Origin of the sequence: Streptomyces griseiscabiei, assembly GCF_020010925.1 — a bacterium.
Taxonomy (GTDB): domain Bacteria; phylum Actinomycetota; class Actinomycetes; order Streptomycetales; family Streptomycetaceae; genus Streptomyces; species Streptomyces griseiscabiei.
Genome location: NZ_JAGJBZ010000001.1, coordinates 1,486,435 through 1,502,170, shown reverse-complemented (window position 1 = coordinate 1,502,170; position 15,736 = coordinate 1,486,435). Strand labels below are relative to the sequence as shown.

General features: G+C 72.6%; 19 protein-coding genes. 9 read left to right on the top strand and 10 right to left on the bottom strand.

From position 1 onward, the window contains the following. Nucleotides 1-99: 99 nt before the first annotated feature. From J8M51_RS06585 to J8M51_RS06565, 5 genes are all read left to right on the top strand, one after another. Nucleotides 100-921, top strand: a complete 822-nt coding sequence (locus J8M51_RS06585) for a helix-turn-helix domain-containing protein (RefSeq protein WP_086752447.1) — start codon at nt 100-102, stop codon at nt 919-921. 3 nt (nt 922-924) lie between these two features. Further along, a complete protein-coding gene (locus J8M51_RS06580) occupies nt 925-1,176 on the top strand; it encodes a DUF397 domain-containing protein (RefSeq protein WP_086752449.1) in 252 nt (83 codons plus the stop codon). A 152-nt stretch (nt 1,177-1,328) separates the two neighbouring features. Continuing rightward, on the top strand, nt 1,329-1,898 hold the full coding sequence (locus J8M51_RS06575) for a hypothetical protein (RefSeq protein ID WP_086752451.1): 570 nt from the start codon (nt 1,329-1,331) through the stop codon (nt 1,896-1,898). A gap of 33 nt (nt 1,899-1,931) precedes the next feature. Further along, the gene (locus tag J8M51_RS06570) at nt 1,932-2,741 is read left to right on the top strand and encodes an SAM-dependent methyltransferase (protein ID WP_086752453.1); all 810 of its coding nucleotides are present in this window, start codon (nt 1,932-1,934) and stop codon (nt 2,739-2,741) included. A 122-nt stretch (nt 2,742-2,863) separates the two neighbouring features. Further along, complete coding sequence (locus J8M51_RS06565; protein WP_086752455.1) at nt 2,864-3,301, top strand: MarR family winged helix-turn-helix transcriptional regulator; 438 nt, start codon at nt 2,864-2,866, stop codon at nt 3,299-3,301. Here J8M51_RS06565 and J8M51_RS06560 read toward each other — a convergent pair. The 6 genes from J8M51_RS06560 to J8M51_RS06535 all read right to left on the bottom strand — a co-directional run bounded on the left by J8M51_RS06560 (nt 3,282) and on the right by J8M51_RS06535 (nt 9,128). Next, a complete protein-coding gene (locus J8M51_RS06560; protein ID WP_086752457.1) occupies nt 3,282-5,027 on the bottom strand; it encodes a PP2C family protein-serine/threonine phosphatase in 1,746 nt (581 codons plus the stop codon). The genes J8M51_RS06565 and J8M51_RS06560 overlap by 20 nt on opposite strands. Then, complete coding sequence (locus J8M51_RS06555) at nt 5,024-6,094, bottom strand: ATP-binding SpoIIE family protein phosphatase (RefSeq protein ID WP_086752459.1); 1,071 nt, start codon at nt 6,092-6,094, stop codon at nt 5,024-5,026. Before J8M51_RS06555 ends, J8M51_RS06560 begins: the two co-directional genes overlap by 4 nt. Continuing rightward, nucleotides 6,094-6,534: an anti-sigma regulatory factor gene (locus J8M51_RS06550; protein ID WP_086752461.1), complete on the bottom strand. Its 441-nt coding sequence runs from the start codon at nt 6,532-6,534 to the stop codon at nt 6,094-6,096. Before J8M51_RS06550 ends, J8M51_RS06555 begins: the two co-directional genes overlap by 1 nt. Next, nucleotides 6,534-6,974: an STAS domain-containing protein gene (locus tag J8M51_RS06545; protein ID WP_086752463.1), complete on the bottom strand. Its 441-nt coding sequence runs from the start codon at nt 6,972-6,974 to the stop codon at nt 6,534-6,536. The genes J8M51_RS06550 and J8M51_RS06545 overlap by 1 nt, the downstream gene beginning before the upstream one ends. Further along, complete coding sequence (locus J8M51_RS06540) at nt 6,971-7,870, bottom strand: STAS domain-containing protein (RefSeq protein ID WP_086752465.1); 900 nt, start codon at nt 7,868-7,870, stop codon at nt 6,971-6,973. Before J8M51_RS06540 ends, J8M51_RS06545 begins: the two co-directional genes overlap by 4 nt. Before the next feature lie 73 nt (nt 7,871-7,943). Further along, the gene (locus tag J8M51_RS06535; RefSeq protein ID WP_086752467.1) at nt 7,944-9,128 is read right to left on the bottom strand and encodes a PP2C family protein-serine/threonine phosphatase; all 1,185 of its coding nucleotides are present in this window, start codon (nt 9,126-9,128) and stop codon (nt 7,944-7,946) included. A 63-nt stretch (nt 9,129-9,191) separates the two neighbouring features. On the opposite strand from J8M51_RS06535, the gene J8M51_RS06530 reads away from it, so the two are divergent. Further along, a complete protein-coding gene (locus J8M51_RS06530; RefSeq protein WP_179202882.1) occupies nt 9,192-9,665 on the top strand; it encodes a MarR family winged helix-turn-helix transcriptional regulator in 474 nt (157 codons plus the stop codon). A gap of 179 nt (nt 9,666-9,844) precedes the next feature. Here J8M51_RS06530 and J8M51_RS06525 read toward each other — a convergent pair whose 3' ends face one another. Both J8M51_RS06525 and J8M51_RS06520 read right to left on the bottom strand, forming a co-directional pair. Next, a complete protein-coding gene (locus tag J8M51_RS06525) occupies nt 9,845-10,249 on the bottom strand; it encodes an STAS domain-containing protein (RefSeq protein WP_086752471.1) in 405 nt (134 codons plus the stop codon). Nucleotides 10,250-10,367: 118 nt separating this feature from the next. Continuing rightward, nucleotides 10,368-11,195, bottom strand: coding sequence for an RNA polymerase sigma factor SigF (locus tag J8M51_RS06520; RefSeq protein ID WP_086752473.1), 828 nt, complete (start codon nt 11,193-11,195; stop codon nt 10,368-10,370). A gap of 382 nt (nt 11,196-11,577) precedes the next feature. Between J8M51_RS06520 and J8M51_RS06515 the strand changes: the two genes are divergently transcribed. From J8M51_RS06515 to J8M51_RS06505, 3 genes are all read left to right on the top strand, one after another. After that, nucleotides 11,578-12,417 (top strand): SigB/SigF/SigG family RNA polymerase sigma factor, encoded by an 840-nt coding sequence (locus tag J8M51_RS06515; protein WP_086752475.1) that lies wholly within the window; start codon nt 11,578-11,580, stop codon nt 12,415-12,417. A 37-nt stretch (nt 12,418-12,454) separates the two neighbouring features. Beyond that, on the top strand, nt 12,455-12,757 hold the full coding sequence (locus tag J8M51_RS06510) for a DUF5133 domain-containing protein (RefSeq protein WP_086752477.1): 303 nt from the start codon (nt 12,455-12,457) through the stop codon (nt 12,755-12,757). 66 nt (nt 12,758-12,823) lie between these two features. Continuing rightward, nucleotides 12,824-13,324, top strand: a complete 501-nt coding sequence (locus tag J8M51_RS06505; RefSeq protein ID WP_267299031.1) for an ATP-binding protein — start codon at nt 12,824-12,826, stop codon at nt 13,322-13,324. Nucleotides 13,325-13,342: 18 nt separating this feature from the next. On the opposite strand, the gene J8M51_RS06500 is transcribed toward J8M51_RS06505, so the two are convergent. Together J8M51_RS06500 and J8M51_RS06495 are read right to left on the bottom strand one after the other, a co-directional pair. Beyond that, nucleotides 13,343-13,777 carry an ATP-binding protein gene (locus J8M51_RS06500; protein ID WP_086752479.1) on the bottom strand — a complete coding sequence of 145 codons (435 nt, stop codon included), beginning with the start codon at nt 13,775-13,777 and terminating at the stop codon, nt 13,343-13,345. A 213-nt stretch (nt 13,778-13,990) separates the two neighbouring features. Next, on the bottom strand, nt 13,991-15,718 hold the full coding sequence (locus tag J8M51_RS06495) for a SpoIIE family protein phosphatase (protein ID WP_086752481.1): 1,728 nt from the start codon (nt 15,716-15,718) through the stop codon (nt 13,991-13,993). Between the last annotated feature and the right edge of the window lie 18 nt (nt 15,719-15,736).

Sequence of the window (15,736 nt, the reverse complement as noted above, 5' to 3'; positions counted from 1 at the left end):
GCGTGGCACACTGCACGCTGTGAATCCCGCCCCGGGAGGTTGCACGTGAGTGAGACCCGCTCAGGAGGGAGTGCTCCTGCGGCGCCCACGGTCCTGCGCATGGTCCTCGGCAAGCGGCTCCGCCAGCTGCGGGAGCGGGCCGGTGTCTCCTTCGACGAGGCCGCCCGCGCCATCGAGGTCACCGCGCTGACGGTCCGCCGGATGGAGAAGGCCGAGGTCGGTCTCCGCATCCCCTACGTGAAGGAGCTGCTGCGTACCTACGGGGTCTCCGGCACCGAGATCGAGGGCTTCCTCGCCCTGGCCCGCGAGGCCAACCAGCCCGGCTGGTGGCACAAGTTCCGCGATGTGCTGCCCGAGTGGTTCAGCGCCTACGTGAGCCTGGAGAGCGAAGCCGCCGTCATCCGGCTCTACGAACCCCAGTACGTCCCGGGCCTGTTGCAGACCCACGACTACGCCGCGGCCCTCATCCGGGTCGGCTTCCCCAACGCGAGCCCGGAGGAGGTCGAACGACACGTCGCCCTGCGCCTCAGACGCCAGGACCTGCTGGTCAAGCCCGAGGCGCCGGCGGTCTGGGCCATCCTCGACGAGACCGTGCTGCGCCGGCCGGTGGGCGGCCCCGAGGTGATGCGGGCCCAGCTCGACCGGCTCACCGAGGCGACGGAACGGCCCAAGATCAGGATCCAGATCATGCGGTTCGCGGCCGGACCCCACCCCGGGGCGTACGGCCCGTTCCACTACTTCCGGTTCGGTTTCTCCGAACTCCCCGACATCGTCTACACCGAGGGCCTCGCGGGCGCCCAGTACGTCGACCAGCCCGTGGACGTCGTGACCTATCTGGAGGTCCTGGACCGGATGTCCGTGCAGGCGGAACCGGTCGCTCGGACCAGGGACATCCTGGCGGCACTACGCAAGGAGTTGTGACACATGGCAAGGACACCCGACGGCCCCGTCCACAGCGGTATGCCTGCGGCGGAACTCGGTGCGGAGGGCTGGCGCAAGCCCTGGAGCGGTACGAACGGTGGTTCCTGTGTGGAGGCGAAGCGGCTGCCCGACGGCCGCGTGGCCTTCCGGCAGTCCACGGATCCGGACGGGCCGGCGCTTGTGTACTCCCGGGAGGAGATGGTGGCGTTCCTGGAGGGGGCGAAGGCGGGGGAGGCCGACTTTCTGATTGCCTGAGGCCGTGGGGTTCGTGGTCGGGTCCGGCGTGAGCCCTCGCGCGGATCACTACGCCCGCACAACCGGACAACCCGCACGCTCACTGCCGTCGCCTCCCGGCCCCGGCCACACTGGGGGCGTCTTCCGGCCGCGCACCACCCGAAGGGAGCGGCATGCGCACGCCGCCTCGTGCCCCGGGCCGCTCCCGAGGGGTGGGGACCACTCCGCCGCCCCTGACCGCGCTGACGCCGTACCGGACCCTGATCGTCGAGGGGTGCGAAGGCCCCGGCCGGGAGCGGCTGGTCGGGGAACTGGCCCGTCTCGGCTTCGAGGTGCGGCGGCTGCCGGCCGTCCTCCACCACCTCGACCCGGCCCTGCCCTGCCGCGAACTCCTCGCCGGGCCGGGCCGGCTGGCCGTCGACGGCAACCTGATCGCGGAACTCGTCCACGGGCCGCTGCGCCGGGGCCGCTCCCGGGTCACCTGGATGCACGCCCTGGACCTCGCCGACGCCGTCGCCGAACGCGACGGCGCCATGCTCCACCTCACCACGACCGAGCCGGCCACGTCCGAGGTCACCGACGCCGCCACCGCCTACGCCCGCGTCTTCCGCACCCTCGCCCAGCACGTCCCCGTGGTCACCCTCGATATCGGCGAACCGGGCGGGCCCGTCCGCGGCCCCGCCTCACCCGCTTCCCGTGCGTCCCAACTCTGGCGAAACACACGGCAGTTGACGATAGGTTAGCGACGACCACGCGATGTGAGGCAGGAGAGTCCCATGGCAGAAGGCCACCCCACTCCCGACCAGGAAGCCCTGTCGAAGATCGACACCACGGTGCCGCACTCGGCCCGTATCTGGAACTACTGGATGGGCGGCAAGGACAACTACGAGGTCGACCGCGAGGCGGGCGACGCCTACCGGGAGATCGCCCCCAACATCGAGACGATGGCCCGCGCCTCCCGCGTGTACCTCATCCGCACGGTCACCTTCGTGGCCCGCGAGCGCGGGATCCGCCAGTTCCTGGACATCGGCACCGGCCTTCCGACGTACGACAACACCCACCAGGTCGCCCAGAAGGTCGCCCCCGAGTCCCGCATCGTCTACGTCGACAACGACCCGCTGGTACTGCGGCACGCGCAGGCGCTCCTCACCAGCACCCCCGAGGGGGTCACCGACTACGTCGACGCCGATCTGCACGACCCCGAGGCCATCCTCGAAGCCGCCGGGAAGATCCTCGACCTCGACAAGCCGGTGGCGCTGATGTTGATGGGCATCCTCGGCCACATCCAGGACTACGAGGAGGCCAAGGACATCGTCCGCCGCCTCCAGGCGGCCCTGCCGTCCGGCAGCTACTTCGTCCACTACGACAGCACGGACACCGACGCCGAACTCAAGCGCGCCCAGGACGGCTACGACGACACCGGCGCCGTCCCGTACGTGCTGCGCAGCCCCCGTCAGCTGCACGCCTACTACGAGGGCCTGGAACTGCTGGAGCCCGGCATCGTCTCCTGCCCGCTGTGGCGCGCCGAGCCGGGCACGAGCCCCGAGCCGACGGACGTGTACGGGGGAGTGGCCTACAAGGCGTGACGGCAGCGGCGGCGGCATCGGCACCTGCCCCGGCCGGGGGCGGGCCGGGCCGTCACGGGAGGGGGAAAGTGAGCGTGCGGTGACGGCCGTGTACTCCCGGGCACTTCGGGTAGGCCCCCCGCATGACCGGCCCCGCCGACCTCGACCGGCAGGTTCTCGACGCTGTGGAGAACCTGGTGCCGCTCTGGTTCTCGGCGGTGGAGGACGTCGTCCCCCGGCTGTCCCCGAGACAGATCCTGGCACTCCGCGCGATACGCCGCCGGCCCGAGCTGAACCTGACCGCGCTGGCCGAGCAGCTGGGTGTCGGTCTGCCGACGGCCAGCCGGCTCTGCGACCGTCTCGAAGCGGCCGGTCTGCTCCAGCGGTGCGTCCACCTCGACGACCGGCGCGAGGTGCGGCTGCTGGTGACGGAACGCGGCCACGGCTTCCTCGTGGAGGTCACCGAGCGGCTGTCGGCACGGCTCGGCGACGTGCTGGCGGCGCTGCCGGCGGCCGAACGGACCCGGGTCGAGCAGGTGCTGCGGGCCCTGGGGGGACCCGTCAGCCGCTCCGGACCGTGACCTGTCCCGCCTCGCTGTGCACATGGCACAGCAGCAGACACACGTCGTCCTCGTGCTCCTCGTCCAGCAGGGGTTCCAGGAGCCGGTCGGCGGACTCTTCGAGATCGTCGTCGAGGGTGGCGGCCGGGAGCCCCCCGAGGGCCGAGGCCAGCCGCTCGATGCCCGGGTCTATGCCCTGGGCCCGGCGTTCCACCAGCCCGTCCGTGTAGAGCGCCAGGGTCGAGCCGGGCGCCAGCGGGACGGTGTGGTCGGCGATCTCCTGCCGCAGGGGGATGCCGAGCATCGCGCCGGGCTTGGCGTCCAGGATCCGCACCCGCCCGTCGGGCGAGCGCAGCACCGGTGGCGGATGCCCCGCGGCGGCCCAGGTGAGAGTGGGCTCCCGCGGATGGAAGCGGGCGATGACGGCGGTGGCGTACAGGTCGGGCTGCAGATGGTGCAGGAACAGATGGAGCCGGGTGAGGAGCTGACCGGGTGTCTCGCCGTCGACGGCGTAGGCGCGCAGCGCGGTCCGCAGCTGGCTCATCATCACCGCGGCGCGCAGCCCGTGCCCGGTGACATCACCGATCACGGTGATCAGGCCGCCGTCGGGCTGGCGGAAGGCGTCGTACCAGTCGCCGCCGATGTTCATGCCCCGGGTGGCCGGCAGATAGCGTGCCGCCAGCCGCAGGCCCGGCGTCGCGGGCAGTTCGGTGAGCAGGGCCCGTTGCAGGGTCTCGGCGATGTCGCGGTTGTGCTCGAAGCGCCGGGCGTTCTCCAGGGCGACACCGGCCCGCCGGGCCAGCTCGATCAGCATGAACGCGTCGTCGGCGTCCCAGCGTTCGTCGTCGGGCGGCGACAGCGTCAGCACACCCAGCGGCGCGCCCCGGGTCGTCAACGGCACGCACAGCAGCGGCCGGGCGGGATCCAGCGCCGAGGGCGGCTGGTCGTCGACACCGGGCAGCCCGCCCGGATGGTCGGCGGCGTACTGCGGCCGCCCGCGCCGGGCCGCGACGACGGCGGCGGCCGGCCGCGGCCCGCCGCGCGCCATGTCGCCCTCCCCGTCGAACAGCCATACGTCGGCGGTGCGGGCGTAGCGGGGCACCAGGAGCGAGGGCAGCAGCCGTACGACCGCGTCCGGGTTGAGGGAGGCGGTCAGCGCGGCGCTGGCGTCGGCGAGGAAGGTCAGCCGGCCGCGCGCGTTCTCGGCCTCCCTGCGGGCCTTCTGTTCGGCCGCGAACAGCTCGCGCTGTGCGCGCCCGGCCGCGTCCAGCTCGGCGTGCAGCGCGAGCACACCCTGGTTGGTCTGGTGCAGTTCCTCGCGGTGGAACGAGGCCAGCGCCTCCTGCTCGTCGAGCCTCTCCAGCAGCAGCGCAGCGTCCTCGTCGGCCCCGAACAGGGCCTCCGCGAACGTCGCCGGATCGGCGGCCACATGCTCGCTGTCCGGCAGCCGCCCCTCCTCCGAGCAGGCGACCGTCAGCCGCCAGGGCTGCCGGTACTCGCCCGGCCGCCGGTTCGCCGACGTCACCTCGACCAGGAACCGGCAGCCACCGGGCCGCGCCGTGGTGACCCGCGCGGTCAGCAGCCAGGTGCCGCCCTTGGTGAGGCACTGCCGCAGCTGCGCGGTGAGCACGGACACCAGCCGCGCCCGGTCGGTCGGCGCGACCCCGTGCGCGCCGGCCAGCCGCGCGGTCGCGATCCGCGCCCGCGCGGCGTCGGTGACGGAACTGACATGCCAGGTACGGGTCATGGGCGGCGGTCCGGCGAGGTGGGGACCAGTACGGCGACGGTGGTGTCGTCGCGTACCGGCCGTGCGGGGCTGCTCGCGTCGCGCACGATCACGGCGGCGATCACAGCGGGGTCGAGGGAGGGGCTGTGGGCGGCGGGGCCCGGACTCCAGCGGCTGGGCAGACCGTCGCTGTGCAGCACGAGCAGACAGTCGTCGCCCCAGGCCGTCTCGTGCTGCGGGACATGGGCGGCCCGGTGGGCGCCGACTATGCCGGGCCGCGACAGCAACGGCTGCCAGTCGGCGCCGGTCCGCAGCCGCGCCCCGATGTTGCCGATGCCGGCGAACAGCAACCGCCCGGCTCCGACGTCGAGTTGGGCGACGGCGACGGCGGCGCCCCGGGTGTCGCGCAGCGCACCCTCCAGCCGCCGCAGCAGCTGCGCGGGAGGCAGCTCGGGAGCCCGGTACAGCTGTTCCACGGCGGCCGAGGAGGCACGGGCCGCCGCCACGCCGTGGCCCAGGCCGTCGGCGAGCATCACTGTGGTGACCTCGCCCGACCGGGCCCAGGCCCAGGCGTCGCCGGAGAACTCCGCGCCGGCGAAGGGCACGTTGACGCCTCCGGCGCGCAGGGCCCCGGCGGGGGAGGGGGCAGGGGAGCCGCGACGTCCCGACCGGGCGCCGAGCCGGGCCAGGGCGATGGTGCCCCGGCCGACCGTGCTGTGCAGATCGAAGTCGTCGGCGACCCGGCGGCAGGTGCCGAGACCCGCGCCGAGCGAGGACGTCGTGGAGAACCCGTCGCGCAGCGCGCCCGCGACATCGCGGACGCCCGGCCCGTGGTCGATCGCCACGATCTGCACCATCGGGGCCGCGCCGTCCGCCCGTTCCGGCGCGGGCCGGGACACCACGTCCAGCAGTATCAGCCCGCCCCCGGCGTGCTTGAGCAGATTGGTCGCCAGCTCGGTGGCCACCAGCGCGCAGCCGGCGGCGCGGTCCTCGTCCAGCCCGGCCCGCGCCGCCGCTGCCTCGGCGGCCACCCGGGCGTCGCGCACCCGGGTCGAGTCGTGCACCGGAACCTCCCAGACGCGTGGCATCAGCGCTCCTCGCGCGGGCGCGGCGCGCCCGTCAGCCAGGACGTCACCGTGACCGTGGTGCCGGAGCCGGGGCGGCTGTCGATCGTGAACTCGTGCACCAGCCGCCGGGCGCCGCCCAGCCCCATCCCCAGGCCCTCGCCCGAGGTGTAGCCGTCCACCAGGGCCTGGTCGAGATCCGGGATGCCGGGCCCCTCGTCGCTGAACGTCAGCCGCAGCCCCCGGGCGCCGCCCTTGTCCACCGGATCGCACTCCATCTGGCCCCCGCCGCCGTGGACCAGGGTGTTGCGGGCCAGCTCGCTGGCCGCGGTGACCAGCTTGGTCTGGTCGACCAGACCGAAGCCGAGCTGGGCGGCCGCCTGCCGCACATGCTGACGTACCCACACCAGATCGAGATCCGAGTGGATCGGCAGGCAGGCGGAGATGCCGCCGGCGGTCTGCATCACGGACTCTCCTGGCGGGCGTGGACTCGGCGGGGGAAGGTCGGGTCCGGTTCGCCGAGGAGCCGCAGCGCGTCCTCGGTGCTGAGCGCGGTACGCAGCCCCGGCAGGGTGAGCCCCAGCTCCACCAGCGTGATCGCCACGGCCGGACGCATCCCCGCCACCACCGTCCCGGCGGCGAGCAGACTCGTCTGGGCGGCGATGTCACCGAGCACCCGGCCCAGGAACGAGTCGACCATCTCCACCCCGGAGAGGTCGATGACCACCCCGGTGGCGCCGCTGCGGGCGACCGTGTCGCTGATGTCCTGCTGGAGCTGCTCGGCCGCACCGTCGTGCAGATCGCCCTGGAGCGACACCAGCAGCACGTTGCCGAGTTTGAGCACGGGGACGGGGGCCCCGTACGCGGACGGCCCGCCGTACCCGGCGAAGAGACCGCCGCTCACCTGCGCCCCGAACCGGTGCCGTCGCGGGACACGATGTCCGTGCCCAGCTCCCGCAGCGCGTACGCCAGGGCGTCCGCGAGGCTCGTACGGGTGAGGACCGAGCTGAGGTCGATGCCCAGGTGCACGATGGTCTGCGCGATCGGCGGCCGGATGCCGGAGACGATGCACTCGGCGCCCATCAGCCGCGCCGCCGCCACCGTCTTCATCAGATGCTGGGCCACCAGCGAGTCCACGGTCGGCACCCCGGTGATGTCCAGGATCGCGAACCGGGCGTGCTGCTCGACGATGGAGTCGAGGAGCCGCTCCATCACCACCTGGCTGCGGGCGCTGTCCAGGGTGCCGATGAGGGGCACGGCGACGATGCCCTCCCACAGCTTGATCACCGGTGTGGCGACCTCCATCAGCTGCAGCCGCTGCCGGTGGATCAGCTCCTCGCCCTCGCTGAGCGCCGTCTCCAGCACCACCAGCCGCAGGGTGCCCATCAGCACCGTCAGCGTCGTGGTGCACTCCCGCAGATGCGTGGCCGGCGCGTCCGCGAACTCGGCGACGAGCAACTCGGTGACGGGCGGGCGCAGCGCGTCCACCTCGGCGGAGATCTGGGTGACCGTGGACCCGGCCCGCCCCCGGGCGGCGGCCGTCCGGGCGAGTTGCTCGCGCACGACGTGGAAGCCACCGGCCTCCGCGTCCTCGACACTCTCCGCGGCGGCCACGGCGGCGAGCGCGTCCACGACGGCCCGGCCCGCCTCCACCGCCTCGTCCCGGGAGTGGGTGAAGACGGTACGGAACAGCGCGGCGTCGGCCCAGCGCTGGGCGATCTGTTCCTGGCGGTTGCGCAGGAACCGCGCGACCTCCTGGGCCGGTGTCAACTGCTGGCCTGCCGTGTCCTGTTCCGGCACGGGTGACTCCTCACTGCTCGACGGCGCGCCTCCCCGCTCCGGGAAACGACTGGTGAACGACTGACGGACGGGTTCATCGAGGGGGCGGACCCTCCTCTCTCCGGCTGAACCAGTCGAGGCAGACCACGAGCGCGTCGTCGTCCGCCACAGGGGTGCCGCGGTGCCCGGACAGTTCCCTGAGCACCGCGCCGGGCACATCGGCGGCGGGCAGCAGCCGGGTGGCGTTGACCGCGCGGGCCAGCGCCCGCTCCCCGTACTCCTCGCCGCCGGGCGCGAGGACGGAGTACACGCCGTCGCTGACGAAGACCAGCCGGTCGCCCGGTTCGACCGTCACCTCCTGGGCGGTGTAGTCCGTCTCCTCGAACATGCCCAGCGGCAGCTGCGCGTCCAGGGCGACGACGGTGACCTCTCCGTCGCGCAGCAGCAGCATCCGCGGGGAGCCCGCGTCGACGATCTCCAGCCGCCCGGTGCGCAGATCCAGGTCCAGCAGCAGCACCGACAGGTGCGAGGCCCCGCCGTACTGGGCGTGCAGGGCCTGGTCGGCCAGGGCCGCCTGGTCGGCGATGGACAGGCCGGCCCGGCGGGCGTTGCGCAGCGCGTTGATCCCCAGCTGGGTCAGCAGGGACGCCTCGATGCCCTCGCCCATGCCGTTGGTGACGTACAGCATCAGCCGCTCGGCGTCGGCGGACCAGTCGAAGTTGTCGCCGAAGATGGCGTAGGCGGGCTCCAGTTGACCGCCGAGCGCGTACTCGGCGGCGGCGGAGGACCGGCCCGGCAGCAGTTGCCACTGCATCTCCGCCGCCAGCGTCAGCCGGCTGGAGCGACGCGCCCGTACGTACACATCGGTGTCCCGCTCCGCCACCACCAGCTCGTGCCCCAGCACACCGGCCAGCTCGGCCAGCTCACCGAGGCACTCCTCGGCGTGCGCGGCGGACGGCAGCGTCAGGGCGAGCACGCCCAGCCGGTCACCGCGCACGGTGACCGGAAGATGTGCCCGCACCGGGCCGTCGCCGCGCCGCTCCAGGTACGGCTCCTGCGCCCCGAACGCCCGCCCGGCCGGACCGTCGTGCATGGGCAGCGGGTCCGGCGGGTCCGGGCGGGTGGAGGCGGGCCGCAGTGCGGTGAGCGAGTAGTCGGCGAGGTAGAACTCGACGTCCCGCGCCGAGAAGCCGTCGCCCAGTACGTCGCGGAACGCGTCCACCAGGCGGTGGGGAGCAGCGGAGCGCAAGGCCCGTTCGGCTGCCACGAATCTGTTCACGATGTCGGATACGCCATTCTTTCCAGAGCTGACAGTGTTCGAAATGCCTGGAAGAGTGGGCCCGTGACTTCCTCCTCCCACCCGCGACCGGACGAGGTGGCGCGTGTGACCTCCGAGGCGGCCGAGCTGCTGGAGGTTCTGTGGGGGCGCGCCTCGACGGCACCGGTGTCCGCGTCCCAGATCCGGGTGCTGTTCATCCTGGAGCACAACGACGGCATCAATCTGCGGATGCTCGCCGACGCCCTCGGCTCCACCCCGCCCTCCACCAGCCGGCTCTGCGACCGGCTGGAGGCGGTGGGTTTCGTCGAGCGCCACGCCAGTACGGCCAGCAGGCGCGAGTTGTGTCTGCGGCTGAGCCGGCGCGGACAGTCCTTCCTGGTGGACCTGCGGGCCCGCCGGGAACGGGCCCTCGGGTCCGTGCTGGAGCAGATGCCCGCCGGGAAGCGGACCGCGCTGCTGGAAGGGCTGGAGGCGTTCTGCGCCGCCGCGGCGGCACAGATCCACGAGGGCGACGCCACCGACGCCCGGAGCGCCTGACCGCCGCCGACCCGGTCCCGGTCCGACAGCCTCATCCCAACCCTTCCCACACTCATCGCCCGGCTCACTCTGTTGCCTTCCGGCCATAGTTGTCAAACGACAACTTTTGCGCATGTGCGTGCCCAACGCGTCGACGGACCACGCCCGATGGCACTCGTCCGGCGCCGCGTCGCCGGCGGCTACTCCTGGGCCGGAGGCTCGTCCGGCCGCGGGGCGACCTGTCCCGAGTCCACGGCCGCCAGCGCCTCGGCCACACTGTCCACCGTGGCCACGGTGAGGCTGACTCCGGTGAGGTCGAGTATGCGCCGCACCGCGGGTGCCGGGGCGATGACGTACACACCGCCGGGCAGCCGCCGCACCTCCTGGTACGTCCGCAGGATGATGTTCATGCCGGACGAGTCCATGAAGGGCACGGCCGACACGTCGAGCAGGAAGTGCCGTCGGCCGTGGCGCAGTTGGTTCGCCAGATGATGCTGCAGCTCGGTCGCCGTGTCGATGTCCAGTTCCCCTTCGATCGTGAGCAGCACGGCGTCGTCACGGGGCAGATCGACCTTGATCGACAGGGGGTTGTGGGCAACGGACACGAGAGCCTCCCTAGGCGTTCGACCGACCGGGGCGGGTTCCCCGATCCGCGGATTCGACGCATCGTCCGGCGATGCGCCCGTGCGCATACCCGCGAATCGTCCGGACACACGGCCCCGATCAGGCGACTCCCGGCTCCAGGAGCCCCGCCCGCAGCCGCTTGATGATGCGGCTGATCAACCGGGACACATGCATCTGGGACACCCCGAGCTGCTCGGCGATCTGCGACTGGGTCTGCTCCTCCACGAACCGCAGATGCAGGATCCGCCGCTCGCGGTCGTCGAGTTCGGCGATCAGCGGCGCCAATGAATGGAAGTCCTCGACCAGTTGCAGAGAGGGGTCCTCCTCGCCGATCAGATCGCCCAGCACGGTGTCGCCGTCCTCGCCGCCGTCGGAGGTGAGCGCCGCGTCGAGCGAGGAGGTGTTGTAGCCGTTGGACGCCTTGCGCGCCTCGACGACCTCCTTCTCGGACAGCGACATCAGCTCCGACAGCTCACGCGTCGTCGGCATCCGGCCCAGCCGGGACTGCAGCTCGTCCGTCGCACGGGCCAGCTCCACCCGCGCCTCCTGCAGCCGCCGCGGTACGTGCACCGCCCAGCTGGTGTCCCGGAAGAACCGCTTGATCTCGCCGACGATGTACGGCACGGCGAACGTGGTGAACTCCACCTCCCGGGACAGCTCGAACCGGTCGATGGCCTTGATCAGCCCGATCGTCCCGACCTGGACGATGTCCTCCAGGGAGTCCTCCCGCCCGCGGAAGCGCGAGGCCGCGTACCGGACGAGGGAGAGGTTCATCTCGATGAGCGTGTTGCGCACGTACTGATACGTGTGCGTGCCCTCGTCCAACATGGCCAGCCGGTCGAAGAAGGCCCGCGACATCTCCCGCGCGTCTTTCGGCCTGACCTGCGACGGGTCCTCGATCAGGGGTAGGTCCACCCCGTCCGTCATGACCCTCCCCCGTGCCGTGGCCGTTGTGCGTGCCGTCACGGCTGCCATGCTGTCCACCCCTCTCGCCCGAAGCCTTGTTGCCATCCCACGCCTGCCCCGCGAGCCGGAAGTCAGTCCCCCGGAAACACAAAAGAGGCCGTGGCGCTCGCCACTCTGGCCGGAAGTCATCGCCGGACCGGACGGCCGGGACCACCGGCCCTGGCGATCCGTCACCACGGATGCGCGGACCGTTGTTTGCCCACCGGGTCGCGGGGCAATCGGAGTTCCACGCCTCCGTACCGGAGGCACGCCGGCGGGAGCGGTGTTCCGCGCACGGGCCTCGGTCGCCCGCCCACCGCCCCCGCCGCGGGTCCCTGAAAGCGTCGTTCAGGAGCGATTTCCCATGCTGGTCAATGTGTCCGCACACGGTTCCGGTCCCTCCGTACGCCCCGGCACTCCCGACAGGAGGACGCACGACGACGCCCCCGACACCGCCACCGCCTTCGCCCGGCTCGCGGCGATGGAGGCGGGCCCCGAACGCGACCACGTACGGGACGAACTGGTCCGGGCCTGGCTGCCCATGGCGCACCGCATCGCCGGCCGCTTCCGCAACCGCGGGGAGTCGCTGGAGGATCTGCGCCAGGTCGCCGCGATGGGCCTGGTCAAGGCGGTGGACCGGTACGAGCCCGAACGGGGGGCGTTCGAGAGCTACGCCGTGCCCACCATCACCGGCGAGATCAAGCGGCACTTCCGCGACCGGATGTGGACCCTGCGCGTCCCCCGGCGCGTGCAGGACCTCCGCAACAAGGTGCGGGTGGCGCGCCGCGAACTGATCCAGACCTCCGGTGGCTCCGCCGAACCCTCGATCGCCGACATCGCCGCCCTCGCCGGGCTCACCGAGGAGGAGGTCAACGCGGGGATGGAGGCGCTCGACAGCTTCAGCGCGCTGTCCCTGGACGCCGAGACGGCCTCCGGCGACGACGGCTACAGCCTCGCCGACACCCTCGGGGCACCCGACTCGGCGTACGACGTCGTCGTGGACCGGGAGGCGGTGAAGCAGGGGCTGCGCCGGCTGCCCGAACGCGAGCGCGCCATCCTCTACATGCGCTTCTTCGAGGACATGACGCAGCACCGCATCGCCGACCGCCTCGGCATCTCCCAGATGCACGTCTCCCGCCTCATCAGCCGCAGCTGCGCCCGCGTCCGCGAGGAGGCCCTCGGCCGCACCACGCCCTCCGCCTGACCCGTCCGCCGCCGTTTCCACCACCCAGGAGAGACCCATGCTGACGCCCCATCCCGCGACCCTGCGCAGGCTCGTCGCCGAGTACGAGTCGCTCGCGGCCCACGAGAGCGAGCGCGGCGACCCCCGGACCGTGCGCCGCGCGCAGGACCTCGCGTACACGCTGTGCGTGTCCACCGGCACCCGTGACATCCACCGGGCCCTGGACGCGGCACACGCGCAGCTCGCCGCGGCGCAGGCGGAGGAGACCGCGGAGCTGTGCGGGAGGCGGGTGGTGCTCCCGGGCACGGTCGGGAGTCATGGTCCGGCCCCGAGCGGGTATGCGGCGCTCCATGAACAGTGAGGAACCGAGCCGCCCCGCGCCGTCGACCCCGTACCTGCCATGACATCGATGGAACGTCACCCGCTCATGAACCACGACCTCATGCACGACGCACCCATGAACCCCGACCTCGTGAACCCCGGCCTCGTGAACCACGGCACCTCTCCCGTGGAAGCGCCGTCGCCACGGCCGCCGCGGCCTCCCGGGGCGATCACCACCGCCGCGGCGGCCCGCCGCCATGTCCGCGAATTCGTGGTCGAGCGATGGCGTTCCCCGGCCGGGCCGCCCAGCGAGCAGTCGATGATCGATCTCATCCTCGTCGTCTCCGAACTGGTGACGAACGCGGTCCGGCACGGCGGCGGCATCGCCGGATTCGACGTCGCCCTCACACCCGGAGGCGTACGGCTGAGCGTGCGGGACCACAGCGCCGCCGTGCCCGTGGGTCTGCACGGGCCCGGGAGGCTGCCCCGGCTCCACGAGGGCAGCGGTTACGGCTGGCCCCTGATCAACCGGCTGTCCAGCGAGGTCGACGTCGAGCGCCGCACCTCCGGCGGCAAGACCATCAGCGTCCTGGTGCCGCTGGCCTGAGGCCGCACCGGGGCGGCCTCACCAGGGCAGGAAGACATGGACGTCCTTGCCGTGGTCGTGCACCACCACGCTCACCTCGTCGCAGAGGGTCTGGATCAGATACCAGCCGATGCCGCCGCCGCCCTGGCTGGGGCTGAAGGGACGCGGCGCCGGTGACGTCCTGCTCGTGTCGCCGAGCGTCACATGGACACCGTCCAGGGTGCGGCGCAGCGTCAGCTCGAACCGCCCCGGCGCGTACTGCACGGCGTTGGCCGCCAGTTCCGTGACCACCAGCAGGATGTCGTCCCAGTGCTCCGTGGCGCCCGGCGGTTCGCTGCGCGCGAGGGTGCCCAGGAACCCCTCCGCGGCCGTACGGGCTCCCGTCACGTCGCCGAGTTCTCCGTCGAAGGCGGCGTGGCTGTCGTGGATCTCCTCGGCAGTCAGTTCGTCGTCCCTACATGGTTCTGTCGACATCTCTTCGTCCCCGGGCTCGGATGCTTGAGGCGGACGCGATGCCGCGTTCCCCTCCGACGCTCGTGTTTCCCGTGCGGTCGGTGGCTACGCGTGGGAAAGCGTAGGGAAATGTGGGGCCTTGGAGAAGACACGGGAGAGGACAGCCGTCCCCCCGGGCCCCCGGCCGGGCCCGGGCCTCTGCCCGGACCCGCGCCCCCGGCCGGAGCGGTCGCTCTACCGTTCATCCGCCCCACCGTCCTCGGCCGGTGTCCGGAACACGAGCAGCGCCACGTCGTCGTCGTTGTCGACGGGGCGGGCGCGCTCCAGGAGCAGATCGCAGAACACGTGCAGCGGCCGGTGCGCGAGCGCCGCCGCGTGCTGGCGCAGCCGGGCCAGACCCCGGTCCAGGGTGTGCCCCGGCGACTCGATCAGACCGTCCGTGTACAGCACGAGCGTGGTCAGCGGCGGGAGCGGGGTGAGCGTGTCCGTGCGCGCCCGGGTCAGGCCCGTACCCAGCAGATGGTCGTGCTCCTCGTCCAGGAACCGGGACCGGCCGTCATGGGTGATCAGCAGCGGTGGCGGATGCCCGGCGTTGGTCCAGCGCAGCGCCCACCCGCCGGCGCCCCTCTCGACGCGGCCGAAGATCAGGGTCGCCATGGACGCCTCGGCCACGTTCACCACGGCCTGGTCCAGCCGCTCCACGATCACGCTCGGCGGCTCCTCCAGCGCCCAGGCGTAGGCCCGGAGCATGTTGCGGACCTGCGCCATCCCGGCCGCCGCGTCGATGTTGTGCCCGACGACATCGCCGATCGCCACCGCCGTGGCCCCGTCCGCCAGCGAGAACACGTCGTACCAGTCGCCGCCGACCTGCGAGGACTTCGACGCCGACTCGTAGCGCGCCGCCATCCGCAGCCCCGGCACCTCCGGCATCTGAGGCAGCAGATGGCGCTGCATGGTCTCCGCGATGTGCCGCTGCCGCTGGTACAGCCGCGCGTTCTCCAGGGCCAGCCCGGCCCGGCGGGCGATGTCCTCCAGCAGCGACAGCTCGGCGTCGGTGAACGCCCCCGGCCGGTCACTGAGGCCCAGCGTGAGGGCACCGAGCACCGCGCGCGGCCCCCGGATGGGCGCGATGGCCGCCGAGCGCAGCCCCGTCTCCTGGAACAGCTTCTGCTGCGCGACCGTGATCCCCGAGTCCGGCGGACCCTGGTAGGTCTCCGGCCCGGCCAGCGTCGACGCGGCCCCGCGCAGCGCCCGCGACAGCGGCATGAGCGACTCCTCGTGCACCGGCGGCAGCGGGCCCTCCAGCTCCTCCCGCCGCACCACGACACCGTCGCGGTGGGTCGCCACCGTGGTCCGCCACACGTCGTCGCTCTCGGTGATCAGGTCCACGATCGCCCAGTCCGCGAGCCGGGGCACCACCAGCCGCACCAGGCGCGCGACCGCCTCCTCGGCGTCCAGGGTGGAGGTCAGCCGGGTCGTCGTCTCGGCGAGCAGCGCCAGCCGGTCCAGCTGGGACAGGGGCGACGGCTCGGCGCCCGGGGACGGGCCGCCGCCCGGCACGTTCTCGTAGAAGAGGACCGCCGCGCCGGTCCGGCCGCCGTCGAGCCGGCACGGGGTGACCAGCCACGACACCGGCAGCAGTGTGGCGTCGCCGCGCCGGAACCACTCGCGGTCCCCGCCGCCGGTACGGCCGCTGAGGAAGGCGCGCATCATCGAGCACGCCGTCCGGGGCATCGTCTGGCCCAGATGGTCGCGGTGCAGCAGCTCATGGGCGTCACGGCCGACGAGTTCGGCGGCCGTCAGGCCCAGCAGGGCCTCCGCCCGCGCGTTCACCGCCATGATCGAGCCGTTGTCGTCGACCACGTACATACCGGCGTGCAGGAGATCGGGCAGCCCGTCCGGTGACCGCACAGCCGTACCAGGCGGCTGCCGCTCGGCGTTCCCCGGACTCCACGCGTTCATGTTCGAAGATCCTCCTGC